Here is a 16,726-nt window from a genome sequence, read left to right as displayed (position 1 = left end):
CCGCCCGCGCCCCCCCTGCCGGGGGGGGTTTTTGTTCCGGCCGGGCGCTGGGGCCCCCCGCCCCGCCCGCGGCCCCCGGGGCCCAACCCCGGGCGGCCCCCCGGGCCCGGGCGCCCCCCCCGGGGGCGCCCGTCGACCGGATCGAACTCAGAAAACCTTGTGCACCCAGCCGAACGGGTCCTCGGCCCGGCCGCGCTGGATGTCCGACAACTCCTGGCGCAGCGACATCGTGACCTCGCCCGAGCCGCCGTCCGCGACGATGAACTCGCCGTCCGGGTGGCGGACCGTGCCGATCGGCGTGATCACCGCGGCGGTGCCGCACGCGAACGCCTCGCGGATCCGGCCCGACGCGGCGCCGTCGCGCCACTCGTCGAAGCTGACCTGCCGCTCCTCGATCCGGCGGCCGGCCCGCCGGGCCAGCGTGAGGATCGAGTCGCGGGTGATGCCGGGCAGGATCGTGCCGGTCAGCGGCGGCGTCACCAGCGAGCCGTCGTCCTGCACGAAGACGATGTTCATCCCGCCGAGTTCGTCGACGTAGCGGCGCTCGACCGCGTCCAGGTAGACCACCTGGTCGCAGCCGTGCTCGATCGCCTCGGCCTGCGCCGACAGGCCGGCGGCGTAGTTGCCACCGCACTTCGCGGCGCCGGTGCCGCCGGGGGCCGCACGGGTGTAGTCGGGGGTGATCCACACGGTGACCGGCTTGACCCCGCCGCTGAAGTAGGCGCCCACCGGCGAGGCGATCACCAGGTAGAGGTACTCCATCGCCGGGCGAACGCCGAGGAAGACCTCGCTGGCGTACGCGAACGGCCGCAGGTAGAGGCTGCCCTCCTCGCCCTGCGGAATCCACTTCCGGTCGATCGTGATGAGCTGGCGCAGCGACTCCAGGAACGCGGCCTGCGGCACCACCGGCATCGCCATGCGCTGGGCCGACTGGCCGAAGCGCGCGGCGTTGGCGTCCGGGCGGAACAGCGCCACGCCGCCGTCCGGCGTCGTGTAGGCCTTCAGGCCTTCGAAGATCTCCTGTGCGTAGTGCAGCACGGCCGAGGCCGGGTCCATCGGAATCGGCGCGCGCGCCTCCACCCTGGGCTCATACCAGCCCTTGCCTTCCGCATAGCGAATGGTGACCATGTGGTCGGTGAAGACCCGGCCGAAGCCTGGGTTGGTGAGCCGCGTGGCCCGCTCCGCGTCGCTTACGGGCGCCGGGTTCGGACGGATCTCGAAGTCGAGGTTGTCACCACCACTCATGGCAGTTGACCTGCTTTCTGTCACGAAAAATAAAGAGGTAGCACCCGCAGGGCTCCATGAACTTACCCCGAACGGTCGTTCAAAGCCGACCATCGGGTGAGCGCCAACGCCCGCCGGCCCGAGGGGCACGGCGGGGGTGGCGAGTGACGAGTGAGGGTCAGGCGGCCGCGGTGGCGGCGACCCGGTCTCCGACCTCGGCGGTACGCAGCGGCGCGCCCGGCGTGCGGGACGCGACCTCGGCCGCGACCGCCTCGGTTACTCGGCGGGCCTCGTCGGCGTGACCGAGGTGCTCGAGCAGCATCGAGGCGGAGAGGATGGCGGCCGCCGGGTCGGCGATGCCCTGGCCGGCGATGTCCGGCGCCGAGCCGTGCACCGGCTCGAAGGTCGAGGGGTACTTGCGCTCCGGGTTGACGGAGCCGCTGGCTGCCATGCCGATGCCGCCGGTCACGGCAGCGGCGATGTCGGTGAGGATGTCACCGAAGAGATTGTCGGTCACCACGACGTCGAAGCGCTGCGGGTTGCTCACCATGAACATGCTCGCGGCGTCGATGTGCTGGTATTCCGTGGTCACGTCGGGGAACTCGGCGGCGACGGCGGCGAAGGTGCGCGCCCAGAGCCCGCCGGCGTGGGTGAGCACGTTGGTCTTGTGCACGAGGGTGAGGTGGCGGCGCTCGCGGCGCCGCGAGCGGGCGAAGGCGTCGCGGATGACCCGCTCGACGCCGTGCCGGGTGTTCAGGCTCTCCTCGGTGGCGATCTCGGCGGGGGTGTCCCGGTGCAGGACGCCGCCGGCGCCGACGTAGAGGCCCTCGGTGCCCTCGCGGACCACGACCATGTCGATCTCGCCGGCCTTGATGCCGGCCAGCGGGCTGGTCGTGCCGGGCCAGAGCCGGGACGGGCGCAGGTTCACATACTGGTCGAAGTCGAAACGGAGCTTGAGCAGCAGGCCGCGCTCGAGGACGCCCGGCGGGACGCTGGGATCGCCGATGGCGCCGAGCAGGATGGCGTCGTGCGCCGCGAGCTCGTCCTGGATGGCCTGCGGCAGCACCTCGTGGGTGCGGTTGTAGAAGCGGGCGCCCAGGTCGTAGTCGTCGAACTCCACGCCGGGGAGGACGGCCTCGATCACCTTGCACGCTTGCGCGGTCACCTCGGTTCCGATGCCGTCTCCGGCCACCACCGCGATCCGCGCCACCGCCACGTCAACTCCCTCAATAGTCACGACCCGGATGACCCTAGCCGCTGTCCCGGCCTCTGGCACAACGGTCCCACAGTGTGGGTGAGGAGTCGTTAAGGGGTGCGGACGCGAACAACCCCCGCCGATCGCGGCAACGATCGCGGGGGCTGTCACGACAGGTACGCGTGGCTCGCGTCCGCCGGGGGTGCATCCACCGCATGGAGCGACCACGGAAGTGTCACCCGAAGACACGCCCGCGTAGCCCGCGCGGCAGGACCAACGCTAGCGATGCGGACTAATGTCGCGCAAGACGCATCCCCCGCGTGTCGGGGCGACAACTGAGTCGGTTGGCCGACGGTATGGCACCATGCGCCGGTGAGTTTCGACCTCGTGGTGTGGGCCCTGAACAACACGGACATGCCTGATGACGTGCGTGCGGCCAACGACCGGTGCGCCCGCGGCGAGCACCCCCAGCGCCCGGCCGACCCGCGCGTCGTGGCCTTCTATGACGCGTTGACCAGCCACTATCCCGACCGCGGCCCGCGCGCGACGCAGGCCGGTTCGCCCTGGGCGAGCGCCCCGCTGCACGCCGCGGCGGACCACATTCACATGCGGCTGGACGAGAACTGCCCCGATGTGGTGCTCGAGACGATCGAGCGGCTCGCCGGCGAGCTCAACCTCGACCTGCTGGACCTGCAGGACGGCACGGTCTATCCCCCGCCGGTCAAGTCCAGCTAGTCCTCGTCCCGCAGGTCCACGATGCTGCCCTTCGCGGTGCCGACCGCCGCGGCGACCGCCGAGAACAGCTCGGCGTCCACCGACGAGTCGACGGTCAGCGCCATCAGCGCCTCGCCGCCCGCCTCGCGCCGGGCCACCTGCATCGCGGCGATGTTGACGCCCGCCTCGCCCAGGATCGTGCCGATCGCGCCGACCATGCCCGGCCGGTCCGCGTAGCGGAAGAACAGCAGCACGCCGCCGGCGTCCATCTCCAGGTCGAACTCGTCGACCTGGGTGAGCTTGCGGGCCTCGCGGGTGCCCGTGCCCGTGACGGTGCCCGCCACGCTCACCGTGCGGCCGTCCGGCAGCGCACCCCGCACGGTCACCAGGTTGTGGTGATCGGAGATCTCGTGGTCGACGATCAGCTCGACCTCGACGCCCCGGTCGGCGGCGAGCTGCGGTGCGTTGACGTAGGTGACCTGCTCCTCCACCACGGACGTGAAGAGGCCCTTGGTCGCGGCGAGCTTGAGCACCGCGACGTCGTGCGACACGATCTCGCCGCGCACCTCGACGGTCACGCTCGCCGCGATCCCGCCCGCGACCGCGGTGAAGACCTTGCCGAGCTTCTCGGCGAGCGCCAGCAGTGGCCGCACGTCCTCGTCGACGATGCCGCCGGCCTGCACGTTGACCGCGTCGGGCACGAACTCGCCCTGCAGCGCCAGCTTGACGCTGCGGGCGACCGACAGGCCGGCCTTGTCCTGCGCCTCGGCGGTCGAGGCGCCCAGGTGCGGGGTGACCACCACGTTGTCGAAGGCGAACAGCGGCGAGTCGGTGGTCGGCTCGGTCACGAACACGTCGATCCCGGCGCCGGCGACCCGGCCCTCGGCCAGCGCCTCGGCCAGCGCCCGCTCGTCGATCAGGCCGCCGCGGGCCGCGTTGACGATCCGCACCCCGGGCTTGACCGTGGCCAGTTCCTTCTCGCCGATCAGCCCGAGCGTCTCGGCGGTGCGCGGCAGGTGCACCGAGATGAAGTCGCTCTCGCGCAGCAGCTCGTCGAGGCCGACCAGCCGCACGCCGAGCTGCGCGGCCCGGGCCGGCTGGATGTAGGGGTCGTAGGCGATCAACCGGGTCCCGAACGCGGCCATCCGCTGCGCGAAGAGCACGCCGATGCGGCCCAGCCCGACGACGCCGACGGTCTTGCCCTGCACCTCGACGCCGGTGTATTTCTTCCGCTTCCACTCGCCGTTCTTGAGCGAGGTGCTGGCGCTGGCGGTGTGCCGGGCGACGGCCAGCAACAGCGCGATCGCCTGCTCGGCGGCCGAGACGATGTTGGAGGTCGGCGCGTTGACCACCATGACGCCGCGCCCGGTGGCGGCGGGCACGTCGACGTTGTCGAGGCCGACGCCGGCGCGGGCGATGACCTTCAGCCGCGGCGCGGCGGCGACCGCCTCGGCGTCGACCTGGGTGGCACTGCGGACGATGATCGCGTCCGCGTCGGCGAGCGCCGCGAGCAGCGTCGCGCGATCGGTGCCGTCGACGTGACGGACGTCGAAGTCGTGTGCCAGCACGTCGATGGCGGCGGGGGCCAGTTCCTCAGCGATCAGTACTACGGGAGTCATATGTCTCCACAGCTTGTCTCGCGGGCGGCCGGCCGCCGGACCTTTCAGCGATCCTAGGCGGACCGGCGACCTGGGCGGGCCGTCATCCTACGGTGACCGGCATCACAAGTGGAGAAACCTCCGGCCCGCCGTGGGACTCCCGGTGGGCCGGGTTGCCGATAGCCTCCTCGGCATGGCTGAAGCCCCCACCGACGCCGAGGAAACCGACCAGGACCTCGGGCCCACCATTCCCGAGCCGCCGCGACGGGTGCCCTTCGCCGTCGCGGTCACCGCGTCGCTGCTCGGCCTCGTCGCGCTGCTGTTGCTGCTCGGCGCCCTGCTGACCCTCACGAACAACTCGTACTACGAGGACGGCGTCGGCGAGGCAACGGCCGAGGGGCTGGGCGCCGCCGGGCTCGCCATGAGCGCCGCCGTCGTCGCCGCGGTCGCCTGGTCGATGGTGCGCAACGGCAACACGATCGGGCCGATGGCGGTCGGCGGCCTGGTCCTGCTCGCCGGGTTGATCTTCCTGGTCAGCGCGGTGTCCACCGACTCGGACACCGACGGCCTGCGGGTCGGCGTGCTCGCCGTCGTGCTGGGGCTCGGCGTGCTGCTCGTGCCGCTGTTCGGCCACGGGCCGCCCTACCTGGCCGCCCGCCGGGTCTGGGCCGAGGCGGAGCGGGACTGGCTGCAGGACCTGACGACGCCGCCCGCGGCCGCGGGGTATCCGCAGGGCGGCTGGGCCGGGCACCACCCGCCGCCGCAGCAGCAGTGGGGCGCGCCGCCGCAGTACCAGTACCCGCGGCAGCAGGCCTGGCCCGACGCCGCGCAGGCGTGGTCCGCGCCCCCGGCACCGCAGCCCGCGCCGGCCGAGCCCCGGGAGAAGCCACAGGCCTGACCGGCCGTCTCAGGCAGCCGGGAGGGGAATCGAGTCCCGCTCGATCGGTGGCGCGGCGGTGTAGCCCGCCGACGCCCGGCCGTCGAACTGGCGGAAGCTGAGCGCCTCGGCGTCCAGCCCGTCGTAGAGCAGTTCCAGGTCGAGGCCGCCGACGGGCGGGTAGACCCGCTCGCGCGGCGGCTCCTGGCCGATCTCCAGCGCGCCCTGCGCCACCATGAAATCGATGATCGCCTGGCGCACCGGCGGCAGGGTCACCGGCGAGTGGTAGACGACGTTCAGGGCCTGCATCCGCATGCCCTGCACGTGCTCCTCGCCCTTGTTGTCGTGGAAGTGCGGGTTGCGGGTCTCGATCTGCAGCACCGGCACCGAGCTGCTCATGACGTCCGGGCTGGCGCAGTCCAGCACCCCGCCGAACTGCTCGAAGAGGTCCATGTACTCGTACGGCTCGACGGCGAAACCGCCGGCCAGCCGCAGCTTGAGGCCCAGGTCGAGGCTCATCGCGTGCTCGCCGGCGTTGCCGGTGGCGATCACCTCCGTGCCGAAGCCGGAATACTCGGCGAGGAAGCGATTGAGCCACTCGTTGGTGATCTCCGAGCTGCGGCCCCGGCGGCTGAAGAACAGCCGGCCGTCGCGCAGCTTCGGCTTGGAGTGCCAGGAGATCCGGACCATCGAGTACGGGCTGTCGGCCAGGTGCAGCCCGGCGGCGTAGGCCTTGCAGTACTCGTGGACGGCGCCCGGCACGTAGTTGTCGGCGTCGACGTAGCCCACGTAGCGGCGGCCCGTCATCGCCGCCAGGGCCATGCCGATCAGCATCGCCTCGCCCTTGCCGGCGCGCACCAGGCCGTCCTCGCCGATCAACTCCTCCATCCCCGCGGCCTTGAATGCGGCCGCCAGTCCGGGATCCCTTTGATGGACGCTGACAGCCGACCGGCCGGCCAGCCGGCAGAACTGCTCGAGCGTCTGCGCCTCGCTCTCGTAGCTGTCGACCGGCAGCTTGTCGCTGTTGGAGACCAGCACAATGAGGCAGTCGTGGGGAATTCCGGAGAGCACGCCTTCAACGACGCTTCGCGTCTCATTCATGCAGGGGACGACGATTACCATTTGCGACTCGATAGCGCGCAATGCTTCGGGTGGCACGACCCTGCTACCAGCCGAAAGACTGGGCCGGCCGGCATCGTGCAGGGCGCCCGAGTCGAGCTCGATCACCCTCTGCAGCTCATGAATCCGGACCGCGCCGAAGCGCTCACTCCGGAAAGAATCAGCCAGTCGCATACCGGGAATGTACCGCCTGACATCGGCCCAGCGGAGTCCGAACAGTACACAATTCGATGACGACGTCGTTTTGGTAAGCGGGACGTAACGCCGACGTTTCAGGTAGTCGATTGGTCACGCAAAAAACCGGGCCGGTGAGCCTTGCGGCGCACCGGCCCGGCATGCTTACCGGTGGGAAAAGGTCAGGCCGTTTCGGTGATGGGCCGGTCGACCCAGCTCATCATGCCGCGCAGCTTCCGGCCGGTGACCTCGATCGGGTGCTCGGCGCCTTCCTTGCGGTACTGGGCCAGGGCCGGGCCGCCCGCCTCGTCGTCGGCGATGAGCGCCTTGGTGAACTCGCCGGACTGGATCTCGGCGAGGATCTTCTTCATCTCCTGCTTGACGCCGGCGTTGATCACCCGCGGGCCGCTGACGTAGTCGCCGAACTCGGCGGTGTCCGAGACGCTGTAGCGCATCCGGGAGATGCCGCCCTCGTACATGAGGTCGACGATCAGCTTGAGCTCGTGCAGGCACTCGAAGTAGGCGATCTCCGGGGCGTAGCCCGCCTCGGTGAGCACCTCGAAGCCGGTCTGCACCAGCGCGGCCGTGCCGCCGCAGAGCACGGCCTGCTCGCCGAACAGGTCGGTCTCCGTCTCCTCCTTGAACGTGGTCTTGATGACGCCGGCGCGGGTGCCGCCGATCGCCTTCGCGTAGGAGAGGGCCAGCGCCTGCGCGGCGCCGCTCGCGTCCTGCTCCACCGCGATCAGGGCCGGAACGCCCTTGCCGTCCACGTACTGGCGGCGGACCAGGTGGCCCGGGCCCTTCGGGGCGACCATGGCCACGTCGACGTCGGCCGGCGGCTTGATCAGCTCGAAGCGGATGTTGAGGCCGTGGCCGAAGAAGAGCGCCTTGCCGGCGGACAGATTCGGGGCGATCGACTCGTTGTAGATCTTCCGCTGGGCGGTGTCGGGCGCGAGCACCATGATGACGTCGGCCCAGGCGGACGCCTCGGCGGGCGTCAGCACCCGCAGGCCCTGCTCCTCGGCCTTGGCCCGGCTCTTCGAGCCCTCCTTCAGGCCGACCACCACGTCGACGCCCGAGTCGCGCAGCGACAGCGAGTGGGCGTGGCCCTGGCTGCCGTACCCGATAACGGCGACCTTGCGTCCCTGGATGATGGACAGGTCGGCGTCGTCGTCGTAGAACACTTCCGCGGTCATGAGTTCCTCACTTGAGATCTGAGACTTCAGTTTGGTCAGGCCGCGCGCAGGGCGGGGCCGGTGGTGATCGAGCGCGAGCCTCGGCCGATGGCGACCAGCCCGGACTGGACCATTTCCTTGATCCCGTACGGCTCGAGATCGCGCAGCAGCGCGTCCAGTTTGTCGGGGTTGCCGGTCGCCTCGATCGTGAGGGTGTCCGGAGCGACGTCGATCACCTTCGCCCTGAACAGCTCGACCGTCTCGAGGACCTGCCCGCGCACGGTGCGGTCGGCCCGCACCTTGACCAGCAGGAGCTCGCGCTGCACCGACTGCTGCGGGTCCAGCTCGACGATCTTCAGGACGTTCACCAGCTTGTTGAGCTGCTTGGTCACCTGCTCCAGGGGTGAGGAGTCGGCGTTGACCACGATCGTGATGCGGGAGACGTCCGGGTTCTCCGTCTCGCCTACCGCCAGCGAATCGATGTTGAAGCTCCGCCGCGAGAAGAGGCCCGAGACCCGGGCGAGCACGCCGGGCTTGTTCTCCACGAGCACGGACAGCGTGTGCTTGTTCATGGTCGTCATTTCCATCCGATCCCGTAGCCGATCATGGTTAGAGGTCGTCCTCGTCGAAGCTCGGGCGCACGTCCCGGGCGAACATGATCTCGTCGTTGCTGGTGCCGGCGGCGACCATCGGCCAGACCATGGCGTCCTTGCCGACCGTGAAGTCGATGACCACCGGCCGGTCGTTGATCTCCAGGGCCGCCTTGATCGTCGCGTCCACGTCCGCCTTGCTCTCGCAGCGCAGGCCGACACAGCCCAGCGCCTCGGCGAGCTTCACGAAGTCCGGGATGCGGTGCTTGTGGGTGCCCAGCTCGGTGTTGGAGTAGCGGCCCTCGTAGAACAGGGTCTGCCACTGCCGGACCATGCCCAGGTTGCCGTTGTTGATGACCGCGATCTTGACCGGGATGCCCTCCAGCGCGCAGGTGGCGAGCTCCTGGTTGGTCATCTGGAAGCAGCCGTCGCCGTCGATCGCCCACACCTGGGTGTCGGGCCGGCCGACCTTGGCGCCCATCGCGGCGGGCACCGCGTAGCCCATGGTCCCGGCGCCGCCCGAGTTGAGCCAGGTGCCCGGCTTCTCGTACCGGATGAACTGGGACGCCCACATCTGGTGCTGGCCGACGCCGGCCACGTAGACCGCGTCCGGGCCGACCAGCTCGCCGATCCGCTCGATCACGTACTGCGGGGCGAGGGTGCCGTCGGTCGGCTCGTCGTAGCCCAGCGGGTAGCGCCGGCGCAGGTCGTCGAGCTGCGCCCACCAGGCCTCGTACGCGGCCGTGCCGGCCGCGGTGCCGGAGACCGCCGCGATCAGCTCGTCGATGACGTGCCGCGCGTCGCCGACGATCGGGACGTCCGCGTGCCGGTTCTTGCCGATCTCGGCGGGGTCGATGTCGGCGTGCACGATCTTCGCCTCGGGGGCGAACGAGTCGAGCTTGCCGGTGACCCGGTCGTCGAAGCGGGCGCCGAGCGTGACCAGCAGGTCCGCCTTCTGCAGCGCGTACACGGCCGGGACCGTGCCGTGCATGCCGGGCATGCCCAGGTGCTGCGGGTGCGAGTCGGGGAACGCGCCGAGCGCCATCAGCGTGGTGACGACCGGGATGCCGGTCAGCTCGGCGAGCTTGCGCAGCCCGTCGGTGGCGCCGGCCTTGAGCACGCCGCCGCCCACGTACAGCACCGGGCGCTTGGCGGCGGCGATCAGCCGGGCCGCCTCGCGGATCTGCTTGCCGTGCGGGTGCAGGGTCGGGCGGTAGCCGGGCAGGTCCAGCGTGGGCGGCCAGGCGAAGGTGGTCGCCGCCTGCAGCACGTCCTTCGGGATGTCGACGAGCACCGGCCCGGGGCGTCCGGAGGAGGCGAGGTGGAACGCCTCCGCCATGATCTGCGGGATCTCGTCGGGCGTCTGGATCAGGAAGTTGTGCTTCGTGATCGGCAGCGTGATGCCCTGGATGTCCGCCTCCTGGAAGGCGTCCGTGCCGATCGCGGGCCGGGCCACCTGGCCGGTGATCGCGACGATCGGCACCGAGTCCATGTAGGCGTCGGCGATCGGGGTGACGAGGTTCGTCGCGCCCGGCCCGGAGGTGGCGATGCAGACGCCGACCTTGCCGGTGGCCTGCGCGTAGCCGGTGGCGGCGTGCCCCGCGCCCTGCTCGTGGCGGACCAGGATGTGCCGGACCTTGGAGTCGTACAGCGGGTCGTAGGCGGGCAGGATCGCCCCGCCCGGGATGCCGAACGCCACCTCGACGCCGAGCGCCTCGAGCGACCGCACGAGCGAACCGGCCCCGCTGGCGGGGGTCGGTGACACCGTGACTACGGCCGGGGCGCCGGCAGCCGCCGCGACGGTGGCCGGGGTGGCACGGTTGGCGAGGGTCTCGGGTGTGGGTCTCGTCATGGCGATTCAGACCTTCGTTCGGGATCGGCGGGCCGGTTCGTCGAGTTATGCGAGCAACAAAAAAGGTCCTCGTGCCGAAGCACGGGACCTAGCGCACTCTCCTCACTCCTAGTGGAGGGAGAGTGCGCTCACATAAGTACTCGGGACGACAAGCACATGCGGCTAAGACTGCCCCATCTCACGGGGTGCGTCAACTGATCTCACATCCTGGTCACCCGTCCGCGAAACTTCCTCGTCAGAGAAGGCCGGATCGGTGGGCAGGAGCGCCCTGACCTGCCGCATCCCCGGGCCGAGCATGATCACTTGGCTGCGCGCCGGCGCGCTGGGCGGCGTCGCCGGGCGGGCGCGCTGCACCGGCACCAGCCGGGCGCCCGAGGAACGGGCGGTCTCCAGCTGCGCCTCGAGGTGCTCGGCGGGCACGCCCCACCCGAACAGCGAGCCCTGCCCGAGCCGGCAGCCGGCCTCCTCGACGATCGCCCGCTGCGCCGGCGTGCCGATCCCCTCGGCCAGCACCTCGAGCCCGAGCCGGTGGCCGAGCCGCACGACGACGTCGACGAGCGGCGCGGCCGTGCCCGTCCGCGACTCCGGCTCGGCGACCAGCGCGTGGTCGATCTTCAGGATGTCCACCGGCAGGTTGCGCAGCTGCCCGAGCGAGGAATACCCGGCGCCGAAGTCGTCGAGCGCGATCCGCACGCCGGTGGAGCGCAGCTCGGCCAGCCGCCGGATGAGCTCGTCCATGTCGGTCGCCACGGCGTGCTCGGTCACCTCGAGCACGAGGCGCTGCGGCGGCACGCCGTACTTCTCGAGCACGCCGGCGACCTGGCCCGCGTAGTCGGCCGCGTGCAGCTCCTTGGGCGAGAGGTTCACCGACACCCAGACGTCGTGGCCGACCGCCAGCCAGTGGGACAGCTGCCGGCACGCCTGGTCGAGCACCCAGGAGCCGATCATGCTGATCAGGCCGGACTCCTCGGCGACCGGGATGAACTCGTCGGGCCGGACCGCGCCCAGCTCGGGGTGGTGCCAGCGCAGCAGCGCCTCGGCGCCGACCGGCCGCATCGAGGGCAGCGCCACCACCGGCTGGAAGACCAGCCGCAGCTGCTCGCGCTCGATGGCGTGGCGCAGCTCGCTCTCCAGCACGCTGTGCCGGCGCAGCAGCTCGTCGTAGCGCCGCTGATAGCGCTCGACCCGGTTCTTGCCGCGCTGCTTCGCATAGCGCAGCGCCAGGTCGGCGTCGCGCATCAGCTCGCCGGTGTCGCCCGGCGCGGGCGAGCCGGCGACGCCGACGCTCGCGGACAGGAAGACCGAGCCGTCCTCGGTGTCGTAGGGCTCGCCGAGCACCGCGAGCAGCCGCTTGCCGGCGAGCATCGCCTCCTCGGGCGTGGCCCACATGAGCACGGCGAACTCGTCGCCGCCGAGCCGCGCCGCCACGTCGCCGTCGCGCAGGTTGGCGCGCAGCCGCTCGCCGACCTCGACGAGCACCGCGTCGCCGACGTCGTGCCCGCGCATGTCGTTGACGTTCTTGAAGCCGTCCAGGTCGAGGCCGATCAGCACCCGCGGCCGCTCCCGGGCGGCGGGCTCGCGCAGCGCCCGGACCAGGCCGCGGCGGTTGGCCAGCCGGGTCAGCGGGTCGGTGTGCGCCAGCTCGCGGAAGTGCGATTCCCGGTGGCGCAGCCGCAGCGTGTAGCTCTTGACGTCGGCCAGCGCCAGGTACTGCCGGGCCACCAGCGCGAAGCCCTCGACGCTGAAGCCCAGGAAGCCGAACACGTCGAAGACGCCGCCGGCGGCGAGGTGGTAGCCGAGCGCGCCGACCATTGCGGACATCGGCACGAACGCGTAGCCGGTGTTGCGCTGGGTGATGTCGCCCCGGACCTCGACCGGCCGGTCGGCGATCTTGACGGCGTGGGCCACCACGACGAGCCCCGCCGGCAGCAGCACGGCGCCGAGCAGCACGATGCCCGGCCAGCTGCGGCAGATCCCGCTGGAGACGGCGGTCGCCGCGACGGCGACCAGCGTGACCCCGGCCGCCACCCGGACCGTGATGTGCCGGGGCCGGTGCGCGTGCACGGCCAGCACCGCGGTCAGCCCGGTCGCGATCGACGCGACGCCCGCCGGTATCAGGATGGACAGGCCGGACGCCGGCGTGCGGTCGCCGAGGATCCGGGTCGGCTCGGAGAGCAGCACCCAGCCGACGAACCAGAGCCCCGCGCCGACGACGCAGCCGTCGAGCAGGTGCCGCCACGCCGCGCCGGCGTTCTCCGCGGCGCCGGGCAGCACGAGCGTGCCCGCCAGCAGCGTGGACGTGCCGAGCGCCATCGCGACGGCGACGGCCGAGCCGAGCTGCGCCGGCCGCTGCGCCAGGAACAGGTCGCTGAGCAGTCCGGCCAGCGCGGCGGCCGTGGTGATGGCGGCGCCCGCGGCGAGCAGCAGGTGGGCGCGGCGGGCGGCGCCGGTGTGCCGGCGGCCGGAGTTGGCCAGCAGCGCGACGGCCGGGACCGCGACCAGGAGGCTCGCCAGCCCGGCCAGCTCCACGCCGGACGGTGAGTGCACGGGAACACTCTGCCGTACTGAACGGCTTTTCGGGAGATGACCGATCGACCGGTTTCGAACCGAAACTCACCTTCACCGTCCCGCGCTGTGGACGGGGCGCTGCCCGGCGCGGAGGCGGTCCGCAACGGCGGTGGCAGAATGTAGTAATGCCTGAGCTGCGCTCCCGGACCTCGACCCACGGACGGACGATGGCCGGCGCGCGCGCCCTGTGGCGCGCCACCGGCATGACGGACGACGATTTCGGCAAGCCGATCGTCGCCATCGCCAACAGCTTCACCCAATTCGTGCCCGGCCACGTCCACCTCAAGGACATGGGCGGCCTCGTCGCCGACGCGGTGTTCGCGGCCGGCGGCATCGGACGCGAGTTCAACACGATCGCCGTGGACGACGGCATCGCGATGGGCCACGGCGGCATGCTCTACTCGCTGCCCAGCCGCGAGCTGATCGCCGACGCGGTGGAATACATGGTGAACGCGCACTGCGCCGACGCCCTGGTCTGCATCTCGAACTGCGACAAGATCACCCCCGGCATGCTGCTGGCCGCGCTGCGGCTCAACATCCCGACGGTCTTCGTCTCGGGCGGCCCGATGGAGGCCGGCAAGACGATCGCCATCGAGGGCGTCGTGCACGAGAAGCTCGACCTGGTCGACGCGATGAGCGCCGCCGCCAACGACAACGTCACCGACGAGCAGCTCGCCACCATCGAGCGGTCCGCGTGCCCGACCTGCGGCTCCTGCTCCGGCATGTTCACGGCCAACTCGATGAACTGTCTGACCGAGGCGATCGGCCTGGCCCTGCCCGGCAACGGCTCGACGCTGGCGACGCACGCGGCCCGCAAGGCGCTCTTCGAGCGCGCCGGCGCGCTGATCGTCGACCTGGCCCGGTCGTATTACGACGGCGACGACGAGTCCGTGCTCCCGCGCGCCATCGCGAGCCGCGACGCGTTCGAGAACGCGGTCGCCCTCGACGTGGCGATGGGCGGCTCGACCAACACCGTGCTGCACCTGCTGGCCGCGGCCCGCGAGGCCGAGATCGACTTCAGCGTCGCGGACATCGACGCGGTCTCGCGCCGGGTGCCCTGCCTGTCGAAGGTCGCCCCCAACAGCCCGAAATACCACATGGAGGACGTGCACCGGGCCGGCGGCATCCCCGCGCTGCTCGGCGAGCTCAACCGCGGCGGCGCGCTGCACCGCAACGTGCGCTCCGTGCACTCCACCGACCTGGACGGCTGGCTGCAGGAGTGGGACATCCGCAGCGGCAGCCCGAGCGAGGCGGCGCTCGAGCTCTTCCACGCCGCGCCGGGCGGCGTCCGCACCACCCAGCCGTTCTCCACGACCAACCGCTGGGCGACGCTCGACACGGACGCGGCCGAGGGCTGCATCCGGTCGGTCGAGCACGCCTACACCGTCGACGGCGGCCTCGCGATCCTCTTCGGCAACCTGGCGCCGGACGGCTGCGTGGTGAAGACCGCCGGCGTGGCGGAGGAGCTGTGGAAGTTCAGCGGGCCGGCCCGCGTCTTCGAGAGCCAGGACGCGGCGGTCGACGGCATCCTCGGCAAGCGGGTCGTCGCCGGCGACGTGGTGGTCATCCGCTACGAGGGCCCGCGCGGCGGCCCCGGCATGCAGGAGATGCTCTACCCGACGTCGTTCCTGAAGGGCCGCGGCCTGGGCAAGGCCTGCGCGCTGATCACGGACGGCCGCTTCTCCGGCGGCACCTCGGGGCTGTCCATCGGGCACGTCTCCCCGGAGGCGGCCTCGGGCGGCCTGATCGCCCTGATCGAGAACGGTGACGAGATCACCATCGACATCCCCGGCCGGACGATCACCCTGAACGTCTCGGACGAGGACCTGGCGCAGCGCCGCCACGAGCAGGAGCGCCGCGCCAAGCCCTACACGCCGGCCGACCGGCAGCGCCCGGTCTCGGCGGCGCTTCGCGCCTACGCCTCGATGGCGACCAGCGCCAGCGACGGCGCCTACCGCCGGGTCCCCGAATAAGACCCATCCCGTACGCGCACACCCGCTCGACCGGCCGCCCCGCACGAAGCTTCCCGCGGGGCGGGCCGGTTCGGGCGTGCGCCGGCCGGGTCGCGGGTCGCGCGGCCGAAAACGACTCGCCCGGCGCCGCGCACGCTGGGAGCATGACACCCATGCAGCCACGCCGCCGGTCGATGAAGCGCCCCCTCGCGGGGCCGTTCGGCGTGCGGTAGCCACCACCGATCAAGTCCCTGCCTTCGTGCGGGGACGACCGGCCGGGGCGGGGCGCAGGAGAGCCATGACCTTCTACGTCACCACCGCCATCCCGTACGTGAACGCCGCGCCGCACCTGGGCCACGCGCTCGAACTCGTGCAGGCCGACGTGCTCGCCCGCCACCGCCGGCTGCGCGGCGAGGACGTCCGCTTCCTCACCGGCACCGACGACAACGCGCTCAAGAACGTCACCGCCGCCCGGGCCGCCGGCGTCGACGTCGCCGCGTTCGTCACCGCGAACGGCGACCGCTTCGCCGCGCTGCGCGGGCCGCTCGACCTGTCGTTCGACGACTTCCTCCGTACCGGCTCCGACCCCCGGCACGCGCCGGGCGTGACCGCGCTGTGGCGGCGGTCCGCGGCCGACTTCTACCGCCGCGGCTACACCGGGAGGTACTGCGCCGGCTGCGAGCAGTTCCTGGACGGCGCCGGCTGCCCCGAGCATCCGGCGGCACCCGAGACGGTGTCGGAGACGAACTGGTTCTTCCGGCTGTCGCGGTACGAGAAGCGGATTCTCGACGCGCTGGAGTCGGGCCGGGTCCGCATCGAGCCCGCGCCGCGGCGCAACGAGGTGCTCACCTTCGTCCGCGCCGGGCTGCGCGACATCAGCGTCTCGCGGCCGGCGGCGCGGGCCGGCGGCTGGGGCATCGCGGTGCCCGGCGACCCGGACCAGGTCATCTACGTCTGGTGGGACGCGCTTGCCAACTACGTCACCGCCCTCGGCGACGACGAAGCCTACCGGCGCTGGTGGGCCGGCTCGAGCGAGCGGGTGCACGTGATCGGCAAGGGCATCGTGCGCTTCCACGCCGTCCACTGGCTCGCGCTGCTGCTCTCCGCCGGGCTGCCGCTGCCGACGGCGATCCTCGTGCACGACTACCTGACCGTGGACGGCGCGAAGCTCTCCAAGACCGCCGGCAACGCCGTCGACCCGGTCGCACTGATCGACCGGTACGGCGTGGACGCGCTGCGCTGGTGGCTGCTGCGCGAGCCCGCACCCGTCGGCGACACGGACTTCACCGAGCGGCGGCTGGTCGACCGCGCCGACCGCGACCTGGCCAACGGCGTCGGCAACCTGGTCAACCGCACGCTGACCCTCGCGCGCAGGCACGACGTCGGACCCGCCGCGGCCGGGTCCGATCTCGCCGGCCGCGTCGACGCCGCGCTCGCCCGGGCCGACTTCCGCGCGGCCACCGGCGCCGTGTGGGCCGAGGTCGACCGCGGCAACCGGCTGATCGAGGCGCGACAGCCCTGGAAGGCCGCCGATCCGGCGCCGGTGCTCGCCGAGCTGCTCGGCATCTGCCGGGTGCTGGCCGACGAACTGCGGCCGTTCATACCCTCCGGCGCCGAGCGCCTGCGCGAGCAGTTGTGCTCCGCGGGGCCGCCCCCCCCCCGGGTCCCCCGGCGGGGCGGCGGGGGCC

General features: G+C 71.8%; 12 protein-coding genes. 4 read left to right on the top strand and 8 right to left on the bottom strand.

Annotated features, from left to right (window positions below; genetic code table 11):
• Positions 1-147 precede the first annotated feature (147 nt).
• Positions 148-1,245, bottom strand: a complete 1,098-nt coding sequence (locus AB0F10_RS36820; protein ID WP_360636215.1) for a branched-chain amino acid aminotransferase — start codon at positions 1,243-1,245, stop codon at positions 148-150.
• A 157-nt stretch (positions 1,246-1,402) separates the two neighbouring features.
• Entirely contained in the window at positions 1,403-2,440 is a 1,038-nt protein-coding gene (locus AB0F10_RS36815) for a 3-isopropylmalate dehydrogenase (protein ID WP_360636221.1), read from the bottom strand.
• 351 nt (positions 2,441-2,791) lie between these two features.
• Between AB0F10_RS36815 and AB0F10_RS36810 the strand changes: the two genes are divergently transcribed.
• Entirely contained in the window at positions 2,792-3,154 is a 363-nt protein-coding gene (locus AB0F10_RS36810; protein ID WP_360636212.1) for a hypothetical protein, read from the top strand.
• Here the strand turns inward: AB0F10_RS36810 and serA are convergent.
• Positions 3,151-4,752 (bottom strand): phosphoglycerate dehydrogenase, encoded by a 1,602-nt coding sequence (gene serA / locus AB0F10_RS36805; RefSeq protein WP_360636209.1) that lies wholly within the window; start codon positions 4,750-4,752, stop codon positions 3,151-3,153. The genes AB0F10_RS36810 and serA overlap by 4 nt on opposite strands.
• Before the next feature lie 172 nt (positions 4,753-4,924).
• Here serA and AB0F10_RS36800 point away from each other — a divergent pair, with 172 nt between their 5' ends.
• Positions 4,925-5,629: a hypothetical protein gene (locus tag AB0F10_RS36800; RefSeq protein ID WP_360636206.1), complete on the top strand. Its 705-nt coding sequence runs from the start codon at positions 4,925-4,927 to the stop codon at positions 5,627-5,629.
• 9 nt (positions 5,630-5,638) lie between these two features.
• Here AB0F10_RS36800 and mpgS read toward each other — a convergent pair whose 3' ends face one another.
• The 5 genes from mpgS to AB0F10_RS36775 all read right to left on the bottom strand — a co-directional run bounded on the left by mpgS (position 5,639) and on the right by AB0F10_RS36775 (position 13,047).
• Positions 5,639-6,901: a mannosyl-3-phosphoglycerate synthase gene (gene mpgS, locus AB0F10_RS36795; RefSeq protein WP_360636203.1), complete on the bottom strand. Its 1,263-nt coding sequence runs from the start codon at positions 6,899-6,901 to the stop codon at positions 5,639-5,641.
• Positions 6,902-7,083: 182 nt separating this feature from the next.
• On the bottom strand, positions 7,084-8,097 hold the full coding sequence (gene ilvC, locus AB0F10_RS36790; protein ID WP_360636200.1) for a ketol-acid reductoisomerase: 1,014 nt from the start codon (positions 8,095-8,097) through the stop codon (positions 7,084-7,086).
• 35 nt (positions 8,098-8,132) lie between these two features.
• On the bottom strand, positions 8,133-8,648 hold the full coding sequence (gene ilvN / locus AB0F10_RS36785) for an acetolactate synthase small subunit (RefSeq protein ID WP_023561968.1): 516 nt from the start codon (positions 8,646-8,648) through the stop codon (positions 8,133-8,135).
• A gap of 37 nt (positions 8,649-8,685) precedes the next feature.
• Positions 8,686-10,518, bottom strand: coding sequence for an acetolactate synthase large subunit (locus AB0F10_RS36780; protein WP_360636197.1), 1,833 nt, complete (start codon positions 10,516-10,518; stop codon positions 8,686-8,688).
• Positions 10,519-10,680: 162 nt separating this feature from the next.
• Positions 10,681-13,047: an EAL domain-containing protein gene (locus tag AB0F10_RS36775; RefSeq protein WP_360636218.1), complete on the bottom strand. Its 2,367-nt coding sequence runs from the start codon at positions 13,045-13,047 to the stop codon at positions 10,681-10,683.
• A 164-nt stretch (positions 13,048-13,211) separates the two neighbouring features.
• On the opposite strand from AB0F10_RS36775, the gene ilvD reads away from it, so the two are divergent.
• Both ilvD and AB0F10_RS36765 read left to right on the top strand, forming a co-directional pair.
• Positions 13,212-15,059: a dihydroxy-acid dehydratase gene (ilvD, locus tag AB0F10_RS36770; protein WP_360636194.1), complete on the top strand. Its 1,848-nt coding sequence runs from the start codon at positions 13,212-13,214 to the stop codon at positions 15,057-15,059.
• A gap of 277 nt (positions 15,060-15,336) precedes the next feature.
• A partial coding sequence (locus AB0F10_RS36765) for a methionine--tRNA ligase (protein ID WP_360636191.1) occupies positions 15,337-16,726 on the top strand: 1,390 nt, incomplete at its 3' end.

The organism is Actinoplanes sp. NPDC026623 (genome assembly GCF_040638275.1).
In the GTDB taxonomy this organism is placed as follows: domain Bacteria; phylum Actinomycetota; class Actinomycetes; order Mycobacteriales; family Micromonosporaceae; genus Actinoplanes.
This window is presented reverse-complemented; position numbering and strand designations above follow the sequence as displayed.